General features: G+C 64.8%; 18 protein-coding genes. 4 read left to right on the plus strand and 14 right to left on the minus strand.

Annotated elements, in window-relative coordinates:
* Window positions 1–85: 85 nt before the first annotated feature.
* Genes L6D77_RS01540 through L6D77_RS01545 form a run of 3 tightly spaced genes read left to right on the plus strand, consistent with a single transcriptional unit; the run spans window position 86 to window position 1,869 of the window.
* A complete protein-coding gene (locus L6D77_RS01540) occupies window positions 86–1,048 on the plus strand; it encodes a PAAR domain-containing protein (RefSeq protein ID WP_309295644.1) in 963 nt (320 codons plus the stop codon).
* Window positions 1,049–1,051: 3 nt separating this feature from the next.
* Window positions 1,052–1,492: a hypothetical protein gene (locus L6D77_RS27325; protein WP_309295645.1), complete on the plus strand. Its 441-nt coding sequence runs from the start codon at window positions 1,052–1,054 to the stop codon at window positions 1,490–1,492.
* Window positions 1,489–1,869 (plus strand): hypothetical protein, encoded by a 381-nt coding sequence (locus L6D77_RS01545; protein WP_232885343.1) that lies wholly within the window; start codon window positions 1,489–1,491, stop codon window positions 1,867–1,869. Before L6D77_RS27325 ends, L6D77_RS01545 begins: the two co-directional genes overlap by 4 nt.
* A gap of 45 nt (window positions 1,870–1,914) precedes the next feature.
* On the opposite strand, the gene L6D77_RS01550 is transcribed toward L6D77_RS01545, so the two are convergent.
* Both L6D77_RS01550 and L6D77_RS01555 read right to left on the minus strand, forming a co-directional pair.
* Window positions 1,915–2,523, minus strand: coding sequence for an ATPase (locus tag L6D77_RS01550; RefSeq protein ID WP_232885344.1), 609 nt, complete (start codon window positions 2,521–2,523; stop codon window positions 1,915–1,917).
* A 101-nt stretch (window positions 2,524–2,624) separates the two neighbouring features.
* The gene (locus L6D77_RS01555) at window positions 2,625–3,533 is read right to left on the minus strand and encodes a LysR family transcriptional regulator (RefSeq protein ID WP_232885345.1); all 909 of its coding nucleotides are present in this window, start codon (window positions 3,531–3,533) and stop codon (window positions 2,625–2,627) included.
* A gap of 375 nt (window positions 3,534–3,908) precedes the next feature.
* On the opposite strand from L6D77_RS01555, the gene katG reads away from it, so the two are divergent.
* Window positions 3,909–6,125: a catalase/peroxidase HPI gene (gene katG, locus L6D77_RS01560; protein ID WP_232885346.1), complete on the plus strand. Its 2,217-nt coding sequence runs from the start codon at window positions 3,909–3,911 to the stop codon at window positions 6,123–6,125.
* A 56-nt stretch (window positions 6,126–6,181) separates the two neighbouring features.
* On the opposite strand, the gene L6D77_RS01565 is transcribed toward katG, so the two are convergent.
* The 12 genes from L6D77_RS01565 to L6D77_RS01620 form a co-directional block, all read right to left on the minus strand.
* Window positions 6,182–7,135: a hypothetical protein gene (locus tag L6D77_RS01565; RefSeq protein ID WP_232885347.1), complete on the minus strand. Its 954-nt coding sequence runs from the start codon at window positions 7,133–7,135 to the stop codon at window positions 6,182–6,184.
* A 51-nt stretch (window positions 7,136–7,186) separates the two neighbouring features.
* Window positions 7,187–8,524: an MFS transporter gene (locus L6D77_RS01570; protein ID WP_232885348.1), complete on the minus strand. Its 1,338-nt coding sequence runs from the start codon at window positions 8,522–8,524 to the stop codon at window positions 7,187–7,189.
* 588 nt (window positions 8,525–9,112) lie between these two features.
* Window positions 9,113–11,266 carry a TonB-dependent receptor gene (locus tag L6D77_RS01575; RefSeq protein WP_232885349.1) on the minus strand — a complete coding sequence of 718 codons (2,154 nt, stop codon included), beginning with the start codon at window positions 11,264–11,266 and terminating at the stop codon, window positions 9,113–9,115.
* A 72-nt stretch (window positions 11,267–11,338) separates the two neighbouring features.
* Window positions 11,339–11,746 (minus strand): DUF2946 domain-containing protein, encoded by a 408-nt coding sequence (locus L6D77_RS01580; RefSeq protein WP_236169943.1) that lies wholly within the window; start codon window positions 11,744–11,746, stop codon window positions 11,339–11,341.
* 184 nt (window positions 11,747–11,930) lie between these two features.
* On the minus strand, window positions 11,931–12,800 hold the full coding sequence (locus tag L6D77_RS01585) for a metal ABC transporter substrate-binding protein (RefSeq protein WP_232885351.1): 870 nt from the start codon (window positions 12,798–12,800) through the stop codon (window positions 11,931–11,933).
* Window positions 12,797–13,696 (minus strand): metal ABC transporter permease, encoded by a 900-nt coding sequence (locus L6D77_RS01590; RefSeq protein WP_232885352.1) that lies wholly within the window; start codon window positions 13,694–13,696, stop codon window positions 12,797–12,799. The genes L6D77_RS01585 and L6D77_RS01590 overlap by 4 nt, the downstream gene beginning before the upstream one ends.
* A complete protein-coding gene (locus L6D77_RS01595) occupies window positions 13,693–14,439 on the minus strand; it encodes a metal ABC transporter ATP-binding protein (RefSeq protein WP_232885353.1) in 747 nt (248 codons plus the stop codon). Before L6D77_RS01595 ends, L6D77_RS01590 begins: the two co-directional genes overlap by 4 nt.
* The gene (locus L6D77_RS01600; RefSeq protein WP_167409847.1) at window positions 14,436–15,347 is read right to left on the minus strand and encodes a metal ABC transporter substrate-binding protein; all 912 of its coding nucleotides are present in this window, start codon (window positions 15,345–15,347) and stop codon (window positions 14,436–14,438) included. Before L6D77_RS01600 ends, L6D77_RS01595 begins: the two co-directional genes overlap by 4 nt.
* Window positions 15,348–15,357: 10 nt before the next feature.
* The gene (locus tag L6D77_RS01605) at window positions 15,358–15,927 is read right to left on the minus strand and encodes a DUF6162 family protein (RefSeq protein ID WP_232885354.1); all 570 of its coding nucleotides are present in this window, start codon (window positions 15,925–15,927) and stop codon (window positions 15,358–15,360) included.
* Window positions 15,924–16,244, minus strand: a complete 321-nt coding sequence (locus L6D77_RS01610; protein ID WP_232885355.1) for a hypothetical protein — start codon at window positions 16,242–16,244, stop codon at window positions 15,924–15,926. The genes L6D77_RS01605 and L6D77_RS01610 overlap by 4 nt, the downstream gene beginning before the upstream one ends.
* Window positions 16,241–16,780, minus strand: a complete 540-nt coding sequence (locus L6D77_RS01615; protein ID WP_232885356.1) for a thiamine pyrophosphate-binding protein — start codon at window positions 16,778–16,780, stop codon at window positions 16,241–16,243. Before L6D77_RS01615 ends, L6D77_RS01610 begins: the two co-directional genes overlap by 4 nt.
* Entirely contained in the window at window positions 16,777–17,979 is a 1,203-nt protein-coding gene (locus L6D77_RS01620) for a PepSY-associated TM helix domain-containing protein (protein ID WP_232885357.1), read from the minus strand. The genes L6D77_RS01615 and L6D77_RS01620 overlap by 4 nt, the downstream gene beginning before the upstream one ends.
* Window positions 17,980–18,090: the final 111 nt, after the last annotated feature.

Raw genomic sequence — 18,090 nt, forward strand, 5'->3', positions numbered from 1 at the left:
GACCTTTCTCAAGCTAATCGGCGGCTGAGAATAGACCACTTCATGTTGCTAGCGTGCGGGCTTTCATTCCCAAGGAAGCAGCATCATGAGTCAGCGCATGAACATTCTTGGCAAAGGCCAGGGGCTGGACGGTGACCTCACCAGCACCGGCGCCACCTGCCTTGCCACCCAAGCCCGGGGCACCACCTATGGCCGCCGTTGGCTGCTCGAAGGCGACAAAACCACCCCCTGCCCACGGTGCGGCAAGGAGGGCAAGATCATCGACGGCGAATCACGCTGGTGCCAGGATGGTATCCCCGCCGCAGTCGACGGCACCCTTGTGGAATGTGGATGTGCGCCAGGCAGCAATCATGTCCTCGCACCCCTGAACCAAAGGGTTGCGGCACAGACAAACCCGTCACCATCAACCAGTGCAGCCAGCCCGTACATGGCCACCGCGTACCAGCCTCAACACCCCCTGACTAACGTGGTGGCCCATGCTGTCTCAACGAATTCTGGTGGGCTGGAGCCCGGTTTTCATATCGTGCAGCACGGCACTTCGTTTCCTCAACTGCTCATGAAGCTGTTCGACCAGCATGGGCCAGTGCCCGTGGCCCGTCTGCAGCGGTTGAATCCGACCTTCAATCAAGGCTTCAAAGCGGGCGAGATATTCGTGATTGGCGACCCGAGTAACGGGCATGCTTGTACCCGCGAAGAGGCCCGTTTGATGGCAGCGGCCGAGCGAGCACGGGAGGCATTGGCCGATGTGGGCGATGACCAAGCGAACTTCATGATGCGCAATCACGCTGAGATCGCAAGCTTGCTCAGTGATGTGAGCCTATCGATGGGCGTTGCTCAAGCGATGATGACCAAATCGCTCGAAGAATTGCAAACCACCTTGCGCTACATAGAAATATTGCATCAACAGCAGTTTCTCGCGCACGGCCATTTGAAAAGTCCGGCGTTTTTCAATCAGCGCAAAAAACTCTTCCAGCAACTGGATGCGCAGTTGAAGATGAGCTTCCTCAACAAACATATGGATTTGGGCAGCCATGAAACCCTGCGGTGAGGCTTGGGCATATCCAGCAAAAGTCTGATCCATCACTGGAGCAAAGCGGGTGCGCCAGGGGCTATTCCAGGGTACGCCACGCACCTGGATAAATTGGCGAGACTGTCTCATTACCTGAAAAATGGAGGGCGTGCGGGTATTGTGATTGGCGGAGCATCATCTTTTCTGAAGATCAAGGAGGCCTGTCGTGCCAATGAGACAGAGGCCTGTAAAAAGATTCGTTTTACCGAGGCGGGGAGTTTTGCGGTCGGCCTCAGCGGAGGGGTGTTGGGTGGTGCGCTCGGAAAGAGTGGTGCTCTGGTTGTCTGCCTGGGCTTAGGGCCAGTCAGTGCCACCACGTGCAGTCTCGTGATGGTTGGCGCCGGCTCGCTGGCAGGTAGCATGGCTGGAATGAAAGGAGGGGAGATGCTTGGCGAGGTCATCTACGAGTACGTAGAAGAATGAACGAGTTTTGGCGTACCGGTTGGGCTATGGCGCTTATGATCACACCGCTTCTAATTGGGCTCTCGGGCGTCGCCCTGCATGCCCAGTTGGCATGTTCGCGTGATTTCCAGACACTCCTTGGATCGCTGGAGAAAAGCCCCGGAGTCCCTTGGCTCGTACAGTTATGGGGGCGCAACGGATTTTATTCTCGTATGTCGCTAGTGTGTGGCATAGCTGGCATGATTTTCTGCGCTGGCCACTGCATAAGAAAAGGGGCGCTGGATATCACCGACTATAAAACGTTTCCGCAACGACTCAAAAAGCGTTTGAACATATCCTCTACATTGATTCTCGTTGGTTTCTCGTGGTTCATGCTCGTCGTAGTGCTGATGGAGTGAACGAAAGCAATCATGACAACTTAACGCGGGTATTGGCTGGCCCGATCACACCGCCCCGCGCAACAAGACCTTGAGCGACGCATCGAATTGGCGCAGCGCATCAGCCTGCACCGCCTGCTCTTCATTCAGCTGACGCACCAGCTCGACCCCCACGACCGGCTTGCGTGCCGCCCCTTCGGCACGGCCGATATAGGTCAGCTGACCATCGAAAAAGCGCGCCGCCACGCTGGCCTGGATGGCCTCGTCCCCCGCACTGGCCAGCTTGCTCCGGGCCTCCAGCAACACGATCACATCCGGGCGGTCGGCCAGCAGGGTATCGAGGTCTTCATAAAAGGTGACTTCGGCAAACTCCTGGGCCAGGGACTGCGCCAACCATGCGTAAGCCTGATTGCCGCCCAGGGTCGCCACCGGCGTGTTCCTGGCCGCGCCGGGGGTGGCCTGGTCACGGTGGCGTTGCAGGTAGTCGAGGGTAGCGGCGGAGTCGCGCCCGAGCAGCACGGCCACGTGCTGGCCGTGGCCAAGGGTGACGCTGGACAGCTCGGTGGCCGAATAGAAATGCCCGTAAGCTTGCGCGCCGGGCTGGTTGGCTGGGCTGGCACAACCGGTGAGGGTGGCGAGCAGGGCGAGCAGGGCAGCGATCATGCCGGTTTTCATGGGGGAGGCCTTGTCGATGTGCGAATGGGGCCATTCTCCCGGCGCCCCGCCATCAGCGGAACTTGATGCCAAGCATGGTCGCTATCGACAAGGTTGATGGTTCAGCCTGGGCGGCCCATGAACTGCAGGATCCGCTCGCGCAGCCAGCGCTCGGCCGGGTCGTTGTCGTGGGCGCTGCTCCAGGCCATCGACAGTTCGGCCTCGCTGATCTCGAATGGTGCAGGGTCGGCGCGCAGCAGGCCGTCGTCGGCCAGGGCGCAGGCGGCGTAGTCGGGCACCGTGGCGATCATCTCGGTGTTGCGCAACAGCGCGCGCAGGCTGCCGAACTGCGGCACCGCCAGCACCACCTTGCGGCAGCGGCCGATGCGCGCCAGGTCCAGGTCGATGTTGCCGCTCATGTCACCGGAGAACGACACCATCACATGGGGGCGCGCGCAGTATTCGTCCAGGGTCAGCGGGCCGGGGCGGTTGTCGGCGCGCAGCACCCGCACACCGATATCGCGCAGTTTGCGGCGCTTGGCGTTGGCCGGCAGGTCGGTGGTGTAGCTGACCCCCACCGAAACCTCGCCCGAGGCGAGCAGGCCCGGCATCAGCAGGAAATTGGCCCGGCGCACCACCACGCTGATCTGCGGCGCCTCCTCGCGCAGCGCTTCGAGCAAGGCCGGGAACAGGCCGAACTCGGCGTCGTCCGACAGCCCCAGGCGGAACACGTTGCAGCTGCTGGCCGGCTCGAAGCTCTTGGCCCGGCTGATCGCCGCCGAGATCACGTCCATCGCTGGGCCCAGCTCATTGAAGATCTGCAGTGCCCGTGGCGTGGGTTCCATGGCCCGGCCATTGCGAATCAGCAATTGATCGTCGAACAGGTCGCGCAGACGGGCGAGGGCGGCGCTGACGGTGGGCTGGGTGATGAACAGCTTCTCGCCGACCCGGGTGAGGTTGCGTTCGATCATCAGAGCCTCGAACACCACCAGCAGGTTCATGTCGACGCGGCGCAGGTCGTTGCGATTCATTCAGAGGGCCTTGGGCGCAGAGGGATGGCAGATTCAAGCACAGTTCATGCCGGTTGGCTTGTGTCGATTTAGCGCGTCATCAGCCCTGACAGAGCCACGCTATCACCCCTCAATAGCGCTTCTATTAGACCTCTGCCCAAGCTCGGCTAGTCTTTCCCGTGGCCCCGCGAAAAGCCATCGCGGCGGGTGCCCGCGTGGCCGCCGGCAACCCCCTTGCCAGCGCTATCAAGGCACCCCGCGAGCCCATGTCGGCGCAGACCGACCACACCTGATGAGGGGTAGGCACGAGCCTTTGGCTCGGCTGATCGAACACCTGGCATTGCGTCTGGAAACGCGCCCGGAATCTGAAACGACCCGACCCAAAGGTAGAAGCAGATGTCGAACGAATCGAAATGCCCGTTCCATCAAACCGCTGGTGGTGGTACCAGCAACCGAGACTGGTGGCCTGACCAGCTCAACCTCAGGATCCTCCATCAACACTCGTCCAAGTCCAGTCCCGACCCGGACTTCGACTACGCCAAGGCGTTCAAGAGCCTCGACTTCCAGGCCCTGAAAAGGGACCTGACCGCCTTGATGACCGACTCCCAGGACTGGTGGCCCGCCGATTTCGGCCACTATGGCCCGCTGTTCATCCGCATGGCCTGGCACAGCGCCGGCACCTACCGCATCGGCGATGGCCGCGGTGGCGCCGGCTCCGGCCAGCAACGCTTCGCACCGCTCAACAGCTGGCCCGACAACGTCAGCCTGGACAAGGCCCGGCGCCTGCTGTGGCCGATCAAGCAAAAGTACGGCAACAAGATCTCCTGGGCCGACCTGATCGTGCTCACCGGCAACGTTGCCCTGGAATCCATGGGCTTCAAGACCTTCGGTTTCTCCGGGGGGCGCGCCGACGTGTGGGAGCCGGATGAAGACGTGTACTGGGGCTCGGAAAAAGTCTGGTTGGGTGGCGACACCCGCTATGGCAAGGCGCAGCCACCCGGCAAGGGTGATCTGGTGGCCGAACCCGGCAAACGCCCGGAGGAGCAAAGCCGCAACCTGGCCGGCGAGCGCAACCTGGAAAACCCCCTGGCCGCCGTGCAGATGGGCCTGATCTACGTGAACCCCGAAGGCCCGGAAGGTACCCCCGACCCGGTCGCCTCGGGCAAGGATATCCGCGAAACATTTGGCCGCATGGCCATGAACGACGAAGAGACCGTGGCCCTGATCGCCGGCGGCCATGCCTTCGGCAAGACCCACGGCGCCGGCCCTGCCGACAACGTGGGGCCGGAGCCTGAGGCTGCGGGGCTCGAGCAGCAAGGCCTGGGCTGGAGCAACAAGTTCGGCACCGGCAAGGGTGGCGACACCATCACCAGCGGCCTGGAAGTGACCTGGACCTCCACCCCGACGAAGTGGAGCAACGAATACCTGAACAACGTGTTCAACTTCGACTGGGAATTGACCAAGAGCCCGGCCGGCGCCCACCAATGGCGGCCCAAGGATGGCAAGGGTGCCAACACCGTGCCCGACGCCCATGACCCCGCCAAGCGCCATGCGCCGTCCATGCTCACGTCCGACCTGGCGCTGCGCTTCGACCCGATCTACGAGCCTATCGCCCGGCGCTTCAAGGACAACCCCGACCAGCTTGCCGACGCCTTCGCCCGTGCCTGGTACAAGCTGATCCACCGCGACATGGGCCCGCTGGCGCGTTACCTCGGCCCGGAAATGCCCAACGAAGAGCTGCTGTGGCAGGACCCGCTGCCCAAGGCCGGCCCTGCGCCCAGCGATGCCGATATCGCCGCGCTCAAGGCCAAGGTGCTGGCCTCGGGGCTGAGTGTCGGCGAACTGGTGTCCGCCGCCTGGGCCTCGGCTTCGACCTTCCGCGGTTCGGACAAGCGTGGTGGCGCCAACGGCGCGCGCCTGCGCCTGGCACCGCAGAAGGACTGGAAGGCCAACCAGGGCGTGGACAAGGTGCTGACGGCGCTGGAGAAGATCCGCAGCGAGGGCGGCAACAAGATCTCCCTGGCCGACCTGATCGTACTGGCCGGCAGCGCGGCCGTGGAGAAAGCCGCCGGCATCAGCGTGCCGTTCCGCCCGGGGCGTGTGGATGCCTCCCAGGAGCAGACCGACGTCGAGTCGTTCGCCGTGCTCGAGCCGCTGGCCGATGGCTTCCGCAACTTCAGCAAGGACCGCTACAGCGTCAAGGCCGAGAAACTGCTGCTGGACAAGGCCCAGTTGCTGACCCTCACCGCGCCCGAGCTGACCGTGCTGATCGGCGGCCTGCGCGTACTGGGCGCCAACCATGGCGGCAGCAAGGATGGCGTGTTCACCGACAAGCCCGGCACGCTGAGCAACGACTTCTTCCGCAACCTGCTGGACATGGGTGTGGAGTGGAAGCCGACTTCGGCGGACAACGAGTCCTTCGAGGGCCGTGATCGCAAGACTGGCGCGGTGAAGTGGACCGGCAGCCGGGTCGACCTGGTGTTCGGCTCCCATGCCCAGCTGCGCGCCTTGAGCGAGGTGTATGGCAGCAGTGATGGCAACGACAAGTTCATCAAGGACTTCGTCGCGGCCTGGGTGAAGGTGATGGAGCTGGACAGGTTCGATTTGCGCTGACGGGTGGAGCCCTGTCGATCGCCCTGTGCATGGGCGGTCGACAGATGAGTCGAATATTAAAGACCGCTGGCTCTTTTCAAAAATTCGGCAGCCAGCTGTGTGCCGACATCCGTCGCTACGTTGAATGCCCATCTGCCGGCCTTGCTTAAATTTTCCATCACCCCGTGCTCATTTTGCTGGAGCGCAGCCCGTTGCGCATTGGCGATAAATTGCAGTTTGTCAGCGTTGCCGGGTTCGTCTTGCAACCGTAAGCAGAGTTTTCCTAGCAACAATTCCAACTCTTGAGCCAGCCGCAGGTACTCGAGGGAGGACGCTCCACCATGGTAGACCTGCTGCAAAGTCTCATTTTGTGAGCTGGCATTGGGGCCGATGGCTCCCGCCACACCATTGTTGATGTAGTTGGTTGTCATAAATTGGATGATGCTCTGGCGTTGAACGGGCGCAATCAGCCCTTCGTGGAAGTCGTTTGAAGGCAGAGGGAAGGTACTGCCAGTTGTAGCTGGTGCGGGAGGTTTTGCCTGCTTGTCGCTTGAAAAATCGACCGTGAGATCGAAATCGACGAAAGTGGTTGAAGAGTCAAACCCCAAATACACCACGTAGCGTTCTTTCTGCTTGTCGAAAATTAGTCTGTGCCTGTATTCGTGGCCATTGCTCGGGTCGGATGCCCTGATTGCAACAGGCGTGACTTGCAAGGGCAGGCTGAGAGCGTAGTAGCTCCAGTGATGACGGCAAGTACGCAGGCCCCGCCAGTGACTATGGTAGGTAAAGTCACTGGCACTGTGTTGAATAAGGCGTTCAGGTCCAAGCCTGCGCCTGACACATTGGGCCAGGCGCTTGTTGAACTTACGCTCGTCATCGGCACGCAGGAAGTGGAAGGGGCCGCTCCTGTCATTCTGATACTCATTGGCAAGGGCAACCATCAGGTGAGGTGCTTTGCCGGCATCCATTTCCAGCGTCACGACACTGCCGTCATTGTCCAATTGTTCGATGATGATTCCAGCCAGTTGCATGCGTGCTGTCTCAGGGCGGCGGATTTAAGTTGGATCCTATCCCTGGCAATGTCAATTGGCCACTTTACTGATGTTGTTATCAGGGGCGGGCGTTTCATCGTCATGAAGGGAAATGCGCGAGGTCTCGACCAAAGCTAGCCCCCCCATCAACGCCAGCAAGGCGATCACCACCAGGTAGAACGCCGGCGCCAGCCGGCTGCCACTTTGCTCGATCAACCAGGTCGCCACCAGCGGCGCCGTACCGCCAAACAGGGTATAGGCGACGTTGTAGGTGATTGCCGAAGCGGTATAGCGGCTGCGGGTCGGGAAGCACTCGGACAGCAGCGCCGCGGTGACCACGCCGCTCATCAGCGCACCGACCGCCAGCAGGATCACCCCCAGCAACGCCCCCGACATCGAACCGGAACTGGCCAGCCAATAGGCCGGGAACACCGCCACCATCACCCACAGGCAGGTAACGCGGATGGTCCGCCGCCGGCCGATGCGGTCGGACAACGCCCCGGCCAGCGGGCAACCGGCAGCGGCGAACAACAGCGCCACGGTCGTCACCAGCAGCGCCTGGGCGCGGCTGAGGTGGCCGACGGTCTGCAGGTAGGTGGCGAAGTAGGTGGTGAACATGTAGAACGACAGCGCCGTCAGCGAGATGAACGCACCGAGGTTGCGAATGGTGCGGCCATGGTGACGCAGGGTGTCACCCAGCGGCGAGTGACTGTGTTGCTTGCCCTCGGCCATGGCCTGGCGGAACGCCGGGGTTTCCTCCATGCGCCAGCGCAGGTACAAGCCCATCAGGCCTAGGGGCGCGGCAATCAGGAACGGCACTCGCCAGCCCCAGGCATTCATCGCTTCGGCTGAAAGGCTGGCCTCCAGCCCATAGGCGATCACGGCCGCGCAGGCAAAGGCCGAGAAGGTCGAGACCGGCACGAAACTGCCGTAGAACGCTCGCTTGTTTTGCGGTGCGTGTTCCATCAGGTAGGCGCAGGCACCTGCATATTCGCCCCCGGCAGAAAAGCCCTGCAGGCAGCGCGCAAGCGTCAGCAGGGCCGGGGCCAGCACACCGATGCTGGCGTAGGTCGGCAACAGCCCGATCAACGTCGTGGAGCCGGCCATCAGCAGGATGGTCAGCGACAGGATGCGCTTGCGCCCCAGCCGGTCGCCCAGCGCACCGAACACGATGCCGCCCAGCGGGCGCAGGGCGAAGGCCACGGCGAACACGGCGAAGGTCTTGAGCAGGGCGACACTGGGGTCTTGGCTGGCGAAGAACTGGGTGGCGATCAGTGTGGCGAGAAACCCGTACACGGCAAAGTCGAACCACTCGACGAAGTTGCCGATGGCCGAGGCGGCGATCACCCGGCGCAGGGTGGCGGGCGGGACCTCATGGGGGATGGACATGGATGTGCTCTCCGATGGTCTTGGCAGCCTGGGCTAAGCGGCGCAATCGGGTGCGCCGTCGTTGTTGTCAGGCCAGTAGACAAGGGGCGTGCACGGGGTGCTGCTTTGAGGGCGACATTGGGATATCTGTTTTTACCGCTGTGCTTGGGGGGCGGGCTTAGTTGCCTATCTTGATCCTGGAATGGGATCGCATGTGGGCCACCGGGTGCATGGCGATAATCTTGCAGCGCCCTCAAGATCGAGCGCCGCCCGCGCGGCGCATCGCTGGCAAGCCAGCTCCCACATTTATTTCGGGCCAGTTACTCCTGTTGTTTCATCGCTGTACGCCTTGTAGGCACGACGCGGTATTGAGGTGGGCACCAAGGGCGCCCCACCCGACTTAAGACGTGCACCAAGGCGGGCAGCGGTACCTTCACAGGAGTGACTGGCCCGAAACAAATAATGAAATGGCTACCCCCGCCCCGCTCTGTGGGAGCTGGCTTGCCAGCGATGCGCCGCGCGGGCGGCGCTCGATCTCACAGGCGCTGCAAGATTACCGGCAAGCCCCTAGCGGCCTTCACCCAATCCCTCGGCATGCACCAAGAACCCCTAGAACCTCACATCCATCGCCACCTCAAACGTCCTCGGCGCCCCCATGTAGTACTGGGTGTTGTACGCCTGCTTGGCATACACCTCATCCGTCAAGTTGCGCACCCGTGCAGTCAGCGTGGTGTGCGCATCCACCCGGTAGCGGGCAAAGGCCCCAAACAGCGTGTAGGCAGGCGCCTTCAACGTATTGGCATTGTCGGCATACACCGAATCGACATAGCGCGCATCCACTCCCGCCGACCAGTCCGGCGTAAAGCTGTAGGTCAGCCACAGGTTGCCGACGTTGGCCGGCACGTTCACCGGCGCATTGCCCTCGCGGGACACCGACTTGCCAGCCACCGCCTCGTTGAACTCGTCATAGCGCGCCTCGACATAGGCGTAGTTCGCTTCTGCCAGCAACTGCGGCGTCACCTGCAACCGCCCGGACAGCTCGATCCCCCGCGACGTCTGCTGGCCAGCCTGCACCGTCTGGTTGGGGTTGTTCGAATCGGCCACGGCAAAGTCCTTGCGCACGATCTGGTACACCGCCACCGTCGCCGCACCCCGGCCATCAAGGAAGTCGAACTTGCTGCCGGCCTCCCATTGCTCGCCCTTGGACAGGTCGAACAGGCCGACGTTGGAGTAGGTCGCCGCGGCCAGGGAGCCGGCCGGCAAATCGGCGGCGGTGCTGTACTGCACATAGATGCTGGCCGCCGGGGTCAGCGCGTAGGTCAGGCCGATGCGCCCGGACAGCGGCTCCCAGCGGCGTTCGAAGTAGGCCGGCGAGGTGGGGGTGACGGCGCCGTAGTTGGTCACCTCCATGTCCAGGTAGTCGTAGCGAAGGGCGGTCAGCAGCGCCAGGCGGTCGGTCAGTTGCAGGCGGTTCTCGGCGAACAGCGCGCGGTTGGTGGTCTCGTGCCGGCGTTGCTTGCTCAGCCCGGTATTGACGCCGGGGATGGCGTAGAAGCTGCCGGGATCGAAGTGGTCCGGGTTGACCGTGTCGCTCCAGCTGCCCGATTTCGGGTACAGGCTCTGGCGCATGCGCGACCAGTCCAGCCCCGCCGACCACTGGCTGGCCAGGCCGAACAGGCTGTTGTCGTGGCGCAGCTCGATACGGTTGCCCAGCACGCTCTGCTGGTGGCGCTGCAGGTAGGGGCTGGAGCGCGTCACATCGCCCGCGTTGTTGTAGCGGTAGCGCTCCAGGTTGCGGTAGTCGCGCTGGGCCTCGTACTGGTACAGGGTGTTGTGCAGGCTGGTGCTGTCGCTCACCTGGTAGTCGAGCATCGAGCGCAGCCAGCGCACCCGCTGTTCGTAGCGCCCATCGGCGACGTTGTAGTTCTCGAAACGCCGGCGCTGGTCGATCTTCATGGTGCTGCGCCCGGGCAGGATCGGCGAGCCCCAGTACGGGCTGTCTTCCTTGTCCTCCTGGTACTCCACCGCCAGGGTGTGGGTGAGGTCGGGGGTAAGGTCGCTGAGCAGCGAGAACGCCAGGCTGTCGGTCTGCCGTTCATTGCGGTCGATATAGCCGTTGCCCTGGCTGCGGCTGAAGTCCAGGCGGGCGAAGTGGCGGGCGTCGGCCGGGTTGGCGGCCAGCGCCTGGTTGATGCCGAAGGCGTACTCGGCATCGTCGTAGCTGCCGTAGCGGATGCGCCCGTCGACGGTATGCTGGTCGCGGCTGGCCAGTTTGCTGATGTAGTTGATCGACCCGCCCACGGCGCCGGCGCCATGCAGGAACGACGAAGGCCCGCCCAGCAGTTCGACGCGGTCGATCACCCAGGCGTCCACCGGCCGGGTGGCACTGCTGTAGCCCAGGTTGATGCCGTTGTAGAGCTGGGTCACCTGGTTCTGGGTGAAGCCGCGGTAGGTGACGAAGCCGCCGTAGCCGGGGTTGGCCGAGGCGTTCACGCCGGTCATGGCGTTGATCACTTCCTGGGTGTCGCGGGCATCGCGCTGCTCGATCACCCGGCGGTCCGAGACGCTCACCGAGGCTGGGGTTTCCCGTGCTGTCAGGCCCAGGCGCGAGCCGGTGGCGATGGGTGTGTCCAGTTGCACGCCGCTGGGCGCTTCACGCTCGCCATCGACGGTGGTGGCGGACAGTTCGACAGGCGCGCCTTGCGCCCAGGCACAGTGGCAGGTGGCGCTCAGCACGAGCACCAAAGAAGAGTTGCGGATCATGTTGTAGGGGTTCCACGCAAAGGTCTTGGCAGGCCTGGCCCCCAGGCGCGCGCACGGGCGCGCCTGCCAGGGTCAGGCGAAGTGTTCTGCTGCGGGGAACGGGGGAGGGGAGGCGCGGGGGTTGATGGCGTGGCGCAGGTAGCGCGGCGGCGGCTGCCCCCAGCTGCGGGTGACGATCGGCGCCGGGGCCTGGCCAAGGGCGGCGGTGAAGGTCCAGCCGGCGCTGCTCAGCGGCACGGCCATGGCGAACGAGGAGCACACCGGGCAATCGAGCTGGGCCATGTGCTGGTCGCCACCGCCGCCGTCCAGGTCGATGGCCGGGCCGTGGCCGCTGTCCATGCTGCAGTAGCCGCCTTCCAGGCCCGACAGGCGCAGGCCGGTCATCTGGCCATGGTGCAAACCACACAGCAACAGGCTGAACAGGACGCTGGCGTAGAGCGTCCATGCGGTCAGCGAGCGTGTCCGACGAGTGGTTTTCATGGCGGCGAATCTACCATTTGGAGGGTTTCACCGGGTTTCGGCTTGGTGTGGTGGATTGTCGCAGGTGCTGTCGTGTCCTGTACCGGCCCTATCGCCGGCAAGCCGGCTCCCACAGGTATGGCGCAACCATTGGCTCAACGCTGTGTCTGTGGGAGCCGGCTTGCCGGCGATAGGGCCCTGAGACTCAGCTGCTGCCCAATGCCTTCACCACCTGCTCGACACTGGCCTTGAGCCCGGCCACGGTGTCCTGCGGGTCGCTGTCGACCACCAGCAGCTTCGCGCCACCGGCCTCGATCGCCGCCGCCACCTTGGCATCCGGCTGGCGATGGTGCAGCACCAGCGCCACGTCCTGCTGCTTGAGGTTGCTGGTCAGTGCCTTGAGCGCGGCCTCGTCCCACTGCTCGTCGGCGTGCAGGGGCTGCTCGACCACATCCAGGTTCAACCCGCTGGCCAGGTACCCAAGCCGCTCGGACAGGCTCACCACGCTGAGGTTGTCGACCTCGGCCAGCTGCGCCTGGCTGCTGGCGGTGAGTTCCAGCATCTGCCGCTTGAGCCCGGCCAGGTTGCCCTGGATCTTCGCCTTGTCCGCCGGCGACAAACGCTCCAGGTCGTTGGCCACCACATCGGCCATGCGCCCCAGGTTGGTCGGGTTGAGCCACGGGTATGCGGCAAACGCTTGCTCGCCTTGCACCGCGATGCCCGGCAGGGCGCCGTCCACCGGCCGCGCGGCGTCGATCTCGACGATACGGATATTGCTGCGCCGGGCCATGGGGTAGAGCGGGTCGTCACGCCAGATCGAGCGCACGCCAATCACTGCGTCGGCCTGCTGCGCGGCCTTCTGCAGGCTGGCGCCGCCACGGCCCTCGAAGTACGACGGCTGGCGGCTGGCCGGCAGGTTGGCCGGGGCGGCGCTCTTGAGCTGCACCGAGGTGCCATCGAGCAGGGCCACGGCCAGGCTGTGGGTCACCGGCAGGGTGGTCAGCACTTGCGTGGCATTGGCCAGCAGCGGCAGGCCGCTCAAGGCCAGGGCCAGGGTGAGTTTTTTCAGGGTCATGCCGGGTTTCCTTGCAGGCGGGGGACGAGGGCACGGGCCAGGGCACAGAGGGCGAAGCACAGGCCGGCCACCAGGATGATCGCCGCGCCCGACGGCACCGGCAGGTCGAGCATGATCGGCAGCAGGATGCCCAGCAGGGTGCTGACGGTGGCGATCAGCACCGAGATGAAGAAGAAGCCCTTGAGCGACTGGCTGACCAGCCGCGCGGCCGCGGCCGGGATCACCAGCAGGGCGCCCACCAGGATCGCCCCGATCACCTTCACCGAGACCACGGTGACCAGCGTCACCAGCACCACGAACAGGTAATCCAGGGTCTTCACCGCCACCCCGCGCACCGCCGCCAGCTGCGGGTTGAAGCTGGCCAGCATGATGCGGTTGTACAGCGGCAGCGCCAAGGCCAGCACCAGCACCGCGACGATGCCCAGCACCAGCAGGTCGTGGGCGCTGACGGTGAGCACCGAGCCGAACAGCACGTTTTCCAGGATATGCACGTTGATCTTGCCGGCCAGCATCAGCAGCAGGCTCGCGCCCAGCGCCAGCGACACCGAGAGGAACACCCCGATCAGGGTGTCCGGCGACAGCCCGGTGCGGTTGCGCAGGAAGTTGAGCAAAATGCCGAACAGCAGGCAGTAGCCGAACAGGCTGCCATAGGGGCCGGTGTAGGGTTCGCCCAGCAAGATGCCGATGGCCACGCCCGTCAGCGCGGCATGCCCGACCGCTTCGGAGAAGAAGGCGAAGCGCTTGACCACCACCAGGGTGCCCAGCCCGCCCAGCACCGGGCCGATCATCAGGCCCGCCAGCAGCGCGTTGACCACGAAACCGTAGGCCAGCGCCTCCGGCAGATAACCCGCGCCGGCCCATTCCTGGACCAGTTGGCGGAAGGCTTCGAAACTCATGAACGGCTCTCGCTGCGAGGGTGGACAGAGAACAGGCTGAGCAGGCGCTCAGGGGTCAGCGCTTCAGCCGGCGGGGCATCGAACAGCACCTGGCGGTTCAGCCCGGTCACCCGGTCGGCCAGGCGCAGCACCGCCTGCAGGTCGTGCTCGATCCACAACACGGTGGTGCCGGCCTGGCGCCAGCCGTGCAGCAGTTGCTCGAACACCTGGATACCGGCTTCATCCAGCGCCGACATCGGCTCGTCGAGCACCAGCAGTTGCGGCTCGGGGATCAGCCCCTGGGCCAGCAGCACCCGCTGGCGCTCGCCGCCGGACAACGCGCCCATGCGCCGCTTGCGCTTGTCGAGCATGCCAACCCGGGCCAGCGCCGTGTCGATGGCCGGGCGCACCCGCCGGGACAAGCCAAGGAACGCCGGGCGCCGCTGGCACATGGCGGCCATGAAGTCGTCGACGGTCATCGGCAGGCCGCGGTCGAATTCCAGCGCCTGGGGCACGTAGCCGATCACTTCATGCTCGCCCGGCCAGTGCAGGGTCAGTTGGCCCTGGTGCGGCATCTGCCCGAGCAGGGTCTTGATCAGCGAGCTCTTGCCGCCGCCATTGGGCCCGACGATGGCGTGCACGCTGCCCGGGGCGACGTTGAAGCGCACGCCCTCGAGGATGCGCGTGCGTCCCAGGGTCAGGTCGATGCCGTCGAAGTCGATGCGCGGCCCGCCAGCGGCGGCAAGGTGGGCGGCGGCGGTCATGCGCGGTTCTCCTGGATGGCGCGGACCACGGTGTCGAGGTTGCGCTTCATCTCCACTTCGTATTTTTCCTTGGTGTATTCGCCATAGGAGATATGGGTCAGCGGGTACAGGCGCACGCCCGATTCGCGCTGGATGGTCTCGACATAGGCGGAAGGGAAGTCCATCTCCGAGAAGATCACCTTCACGTCCAGCGCCTTGAGCTGGTCGATGGTCTTCTTCAACTGCGCCGGGCTTGGCTCGATGCCGTGGGCAGGTTCCACCACGGCGGTCACTTCCAGGCCGAAGTCACGCACCAGGTAATCGTAGGCGGCGTGGATGGTCGCCACGCGGAAGGTCGCATCCGGCGCCTGGGTCACCTGGGCCAGCGCTTCGGCGCGCAGGGCCCGCAGGCGCTTGGCGTAGGCGCGGGCGTTCTGGGTGTAGAACTTGGCGTTGTCCGGGTCGAGCTTGCCCAGTTCGCGGGCGATGTTGTTGACCTGGGCGATGGTCGCGCTGATCGACAGGAAGGTGTGCGGGTTGACCACCTTGCCGGCGCCACGGGCGGCGATACCGGTGGCCGCCAGCAGCGGCACGTTGGCGTTGGCCTCGATGGTCTTGATGTCGGGCTTCTCGCTGGCGGCGATCATGCGGTCGGCGAAATCGTCATGGCCCACGCCATTGAGCACCACCACGTCCAGGCTGCCGATGCGCTTGATGTCCTCGGCGCGCGGTTCGTAGGCATGGGGGTTGAAACCGGCCGGGATCAGCGGCACCACTTCGGCCTTGTCGCCGACGATATTGCTCACATAGCTGTAGTAGGGGTGCAGGGTGATGCCGATGCGCAGCGGCTTGCCAGTGTCGGCGGCGGCCAGGGCAGGCAGGGCGCAGGCCAGGAGCAGCGCCAGGGTGCGGCGGGCGGAGCGGAACATGGGCAAATCCTTAATGACGGTGTTGGCGGGTAACCCCGGCGTCGTAGTGGGTGACGATCTGCCGCCAGCCGGCGGCGATCAGCGTGGCGCTGTCCAGGGCGTCCGGGGCCATCGCGCTGCTGTCGCGGCGCAGCCACACATCGGGCTGGGCATCGGCCGCTTGCGGCAGGATCAGCAGCAGGCTGCCGGCCACTTCAGGGGCCTGGCTGCGGCCCAGGTAGGCGCCGTTGTCCAGCAGCGCCCATTGCAGGCTGCCGCGGCTCTGGCTGCTGGCATCGGTCACGAAGGGCGGCAGGCCCTCTTCGGCAAGCTCGGCCACCTGCGGCGCGCTGCCGGTTTCCTCACGCAGCGCACGGATCTCCTCGACCGCCACCCACAGGTCGGTGTGCAGGCCCTGTTCGGCGGCGTTCAAGTCACGCCGGGCGTCGAGCTGGTGGGCGGCCACGGCCTGCTCATCCTCGCGCTCGCCGCGCAATGCCACCACGCTTGCGGCCAGCAGCAGGATCAACGCGGCGGTCAGCAGCACATACAGGGTTTCGTGCCCGGCACCCGCCGGGCGTACCACCTGGGCGCGGCTCATGGCGCACCGATGTCGGCGTGGTCCACTTCCACCACATGGCCGGGGCCGGCATCGAACAGCACGTAGAACTCGCCGTCGGGGCGCTTGAAGGTCAGGGTGGAGTCATCCCCCAGCTTGCTGGCCACCAGCACCTGTTCGTCGTAGCCGATCACGTCCAGGGTCACCCCCGGCGCGCCGCTGCCGTCGGAAAAACCGCCCTTGCAGGTGATCTGCCCGGCGTTCTCGGTGCAATCGCACATCGGGTTGTGCGCCAGTGCCGGGGTGGCGACCAGCAGCAGGAAGGGCAGGGCGAGCCTGCGCAGCAACGGTGGTGTCATTTCTTGCCTCCTTGTTTCTCGAGCCAGGCCACGGTGGCCGGCGATGCCTTGGCCAGCGGCACCGAGGCCTGGTACATCTTGCCGTCCCAACCCTCGATGGTGATCCAGATATCGGCGTCGGCACGGGTGCGCGGCGGGATCGGCAGCGACGTGCTCATGCGCGCCGGGGCGCCGAAGAAGATGGTGCCGGCGGCGCGCAGGCTGCGCGGCTTGCCCACCCGCAGGTAGATGGCCTTGACCCCTTCGGTGCAGGTGCTGCACAGCGCGGCGTTGAACGATTTGAAGTGCCCGGCCGGGCCCTGGGCGCGCGGGGCTTCGTCGAACAGCTCGGCGAGGTCCAGGCTCCAGCGCCCGACCTGGATGTCATGGATGGCATTGGCCCCCAGGCCGCTGTCACCGCGGAACAGGCTGGCGTCGGCGAAGTACTTGGGCATGAAGCCCAACGGGATGAGGATCAGCAGGATGTTCAGGTGGAAGCGCCATTTGTGCCACCACTGCTTGAAGCCGCCTTGCGGCACGCTGTTCGCCTGGCTCATGGCTGGGCCTCCACGGGGGTGTCAGTGGCTTGCGCGCGGCCCCGGGCCGGGCGCTCGGCGCGTTTCAGGGCGGCGGCGGTGGCCTGGGCGGTACGCTTGGTCCAGATCAGCAGGCCGCTGAGCACCATCAGGGTCAGCACCAGGCCGAAGAAGAACCAGATCAGCTTGATCGCCAGGCCGCCGAAGTCGCCGGTGTGCAGCGGGCGCATCGATTCGGTGACGAACTCCAGGGTCGAGCGGTCGTCCAGCAGGAACTGGCTGTCGACGTTGCGGGTGTACGGGTTGACTTCGGCGGTCTGGAACATCAGCGGATACCAGCCACGCCCGCCCATGCTGTAGTGGCTGTAGGCGGTGGCCGGCAGCGAGATGAAGCTCACGTCCAGCCCAGGGATGGTCTGGGTGGCAATGCGCGCGGCTTCGTCCAGGTCGATGCGTGGCGCCGGGCTGCCATCGCTGGTCTGCGGCACCTGCTCACGGGCGATCACCGGCACGATCGGCTCGGTGGAAATGGTCACGTGGTTGTCGCCAAGGATCGCCTGGATCAGGAACCAGGTGCCGGTGATGGAAATCACCGCGATGAACCAGATCGACCACACCCCGGCCAGACGATGCACGTCACCCCAGAAAATCCGCGAGCCGTGGCCGGTACGCACCGGCTTGAAGAAGCCGCGCCAGAACTTCTTGTACACCACCAGCCCCGTGACCAGCGAGGCCAGCATCGGCAACCCCAGCAGCGACACCAGGTACCAGCCCCAGCTGTAGCCGTTGGTGAACGGCACCAGCCACCAGCCGTGCAGGGCGCGGGTGAAAGCCTCGAAGTCGAAATCCGGGCGCTGGCCCTGCACGGCCCCGGTGTAGGGGTTGACGTACAGCAGCGCGCTGGTGCCGTCGGCGCGGGTCACCGAGGCCTGCAGGGCGAAGTGCGAACCGTCCGGCTGGCTGAAAAAGCGCACGCTCAGGTCTGGCTCGGCTTTGTGCATGGCATCGAGCACCTGCTGGAAGCTCAGGCGCTCGGCGTCGCCGTCCGGCTTGCTGGCGCGCACGTCGGCGTTGGCCAGCCAGACGATCTCCTGGCTGACCACCGCGAGCATGCCGGTAAAGCACACGATAAGCACAAAGAACCAGATCGGCAGGGCGAGCCAGCTGTGCACCAGGAACCACAGCTTGGACGAGGATTTCTTTTTCGGTTGTCGGGCCATCGGTCGGTCTTCTTGGTAAAAAGTGCGGTCGAGCCTCGGCTCAACCGTGAAGGCTGCACTTAATAGGACGGATGAGAATGAGAAACCTGCCAAAGTAAATGAAAGCAAATG

This window comes from Pseudomonas parasichuanensis (assembly GCF_021601385.1).
Lineage (GTDB): Bacteria > Pseudomonadota > Gammaproteobacteria > Pseudomonadales > Pseudomonadaceae > Aquipseudomonas > Aquipseudomonas parasichuanensis.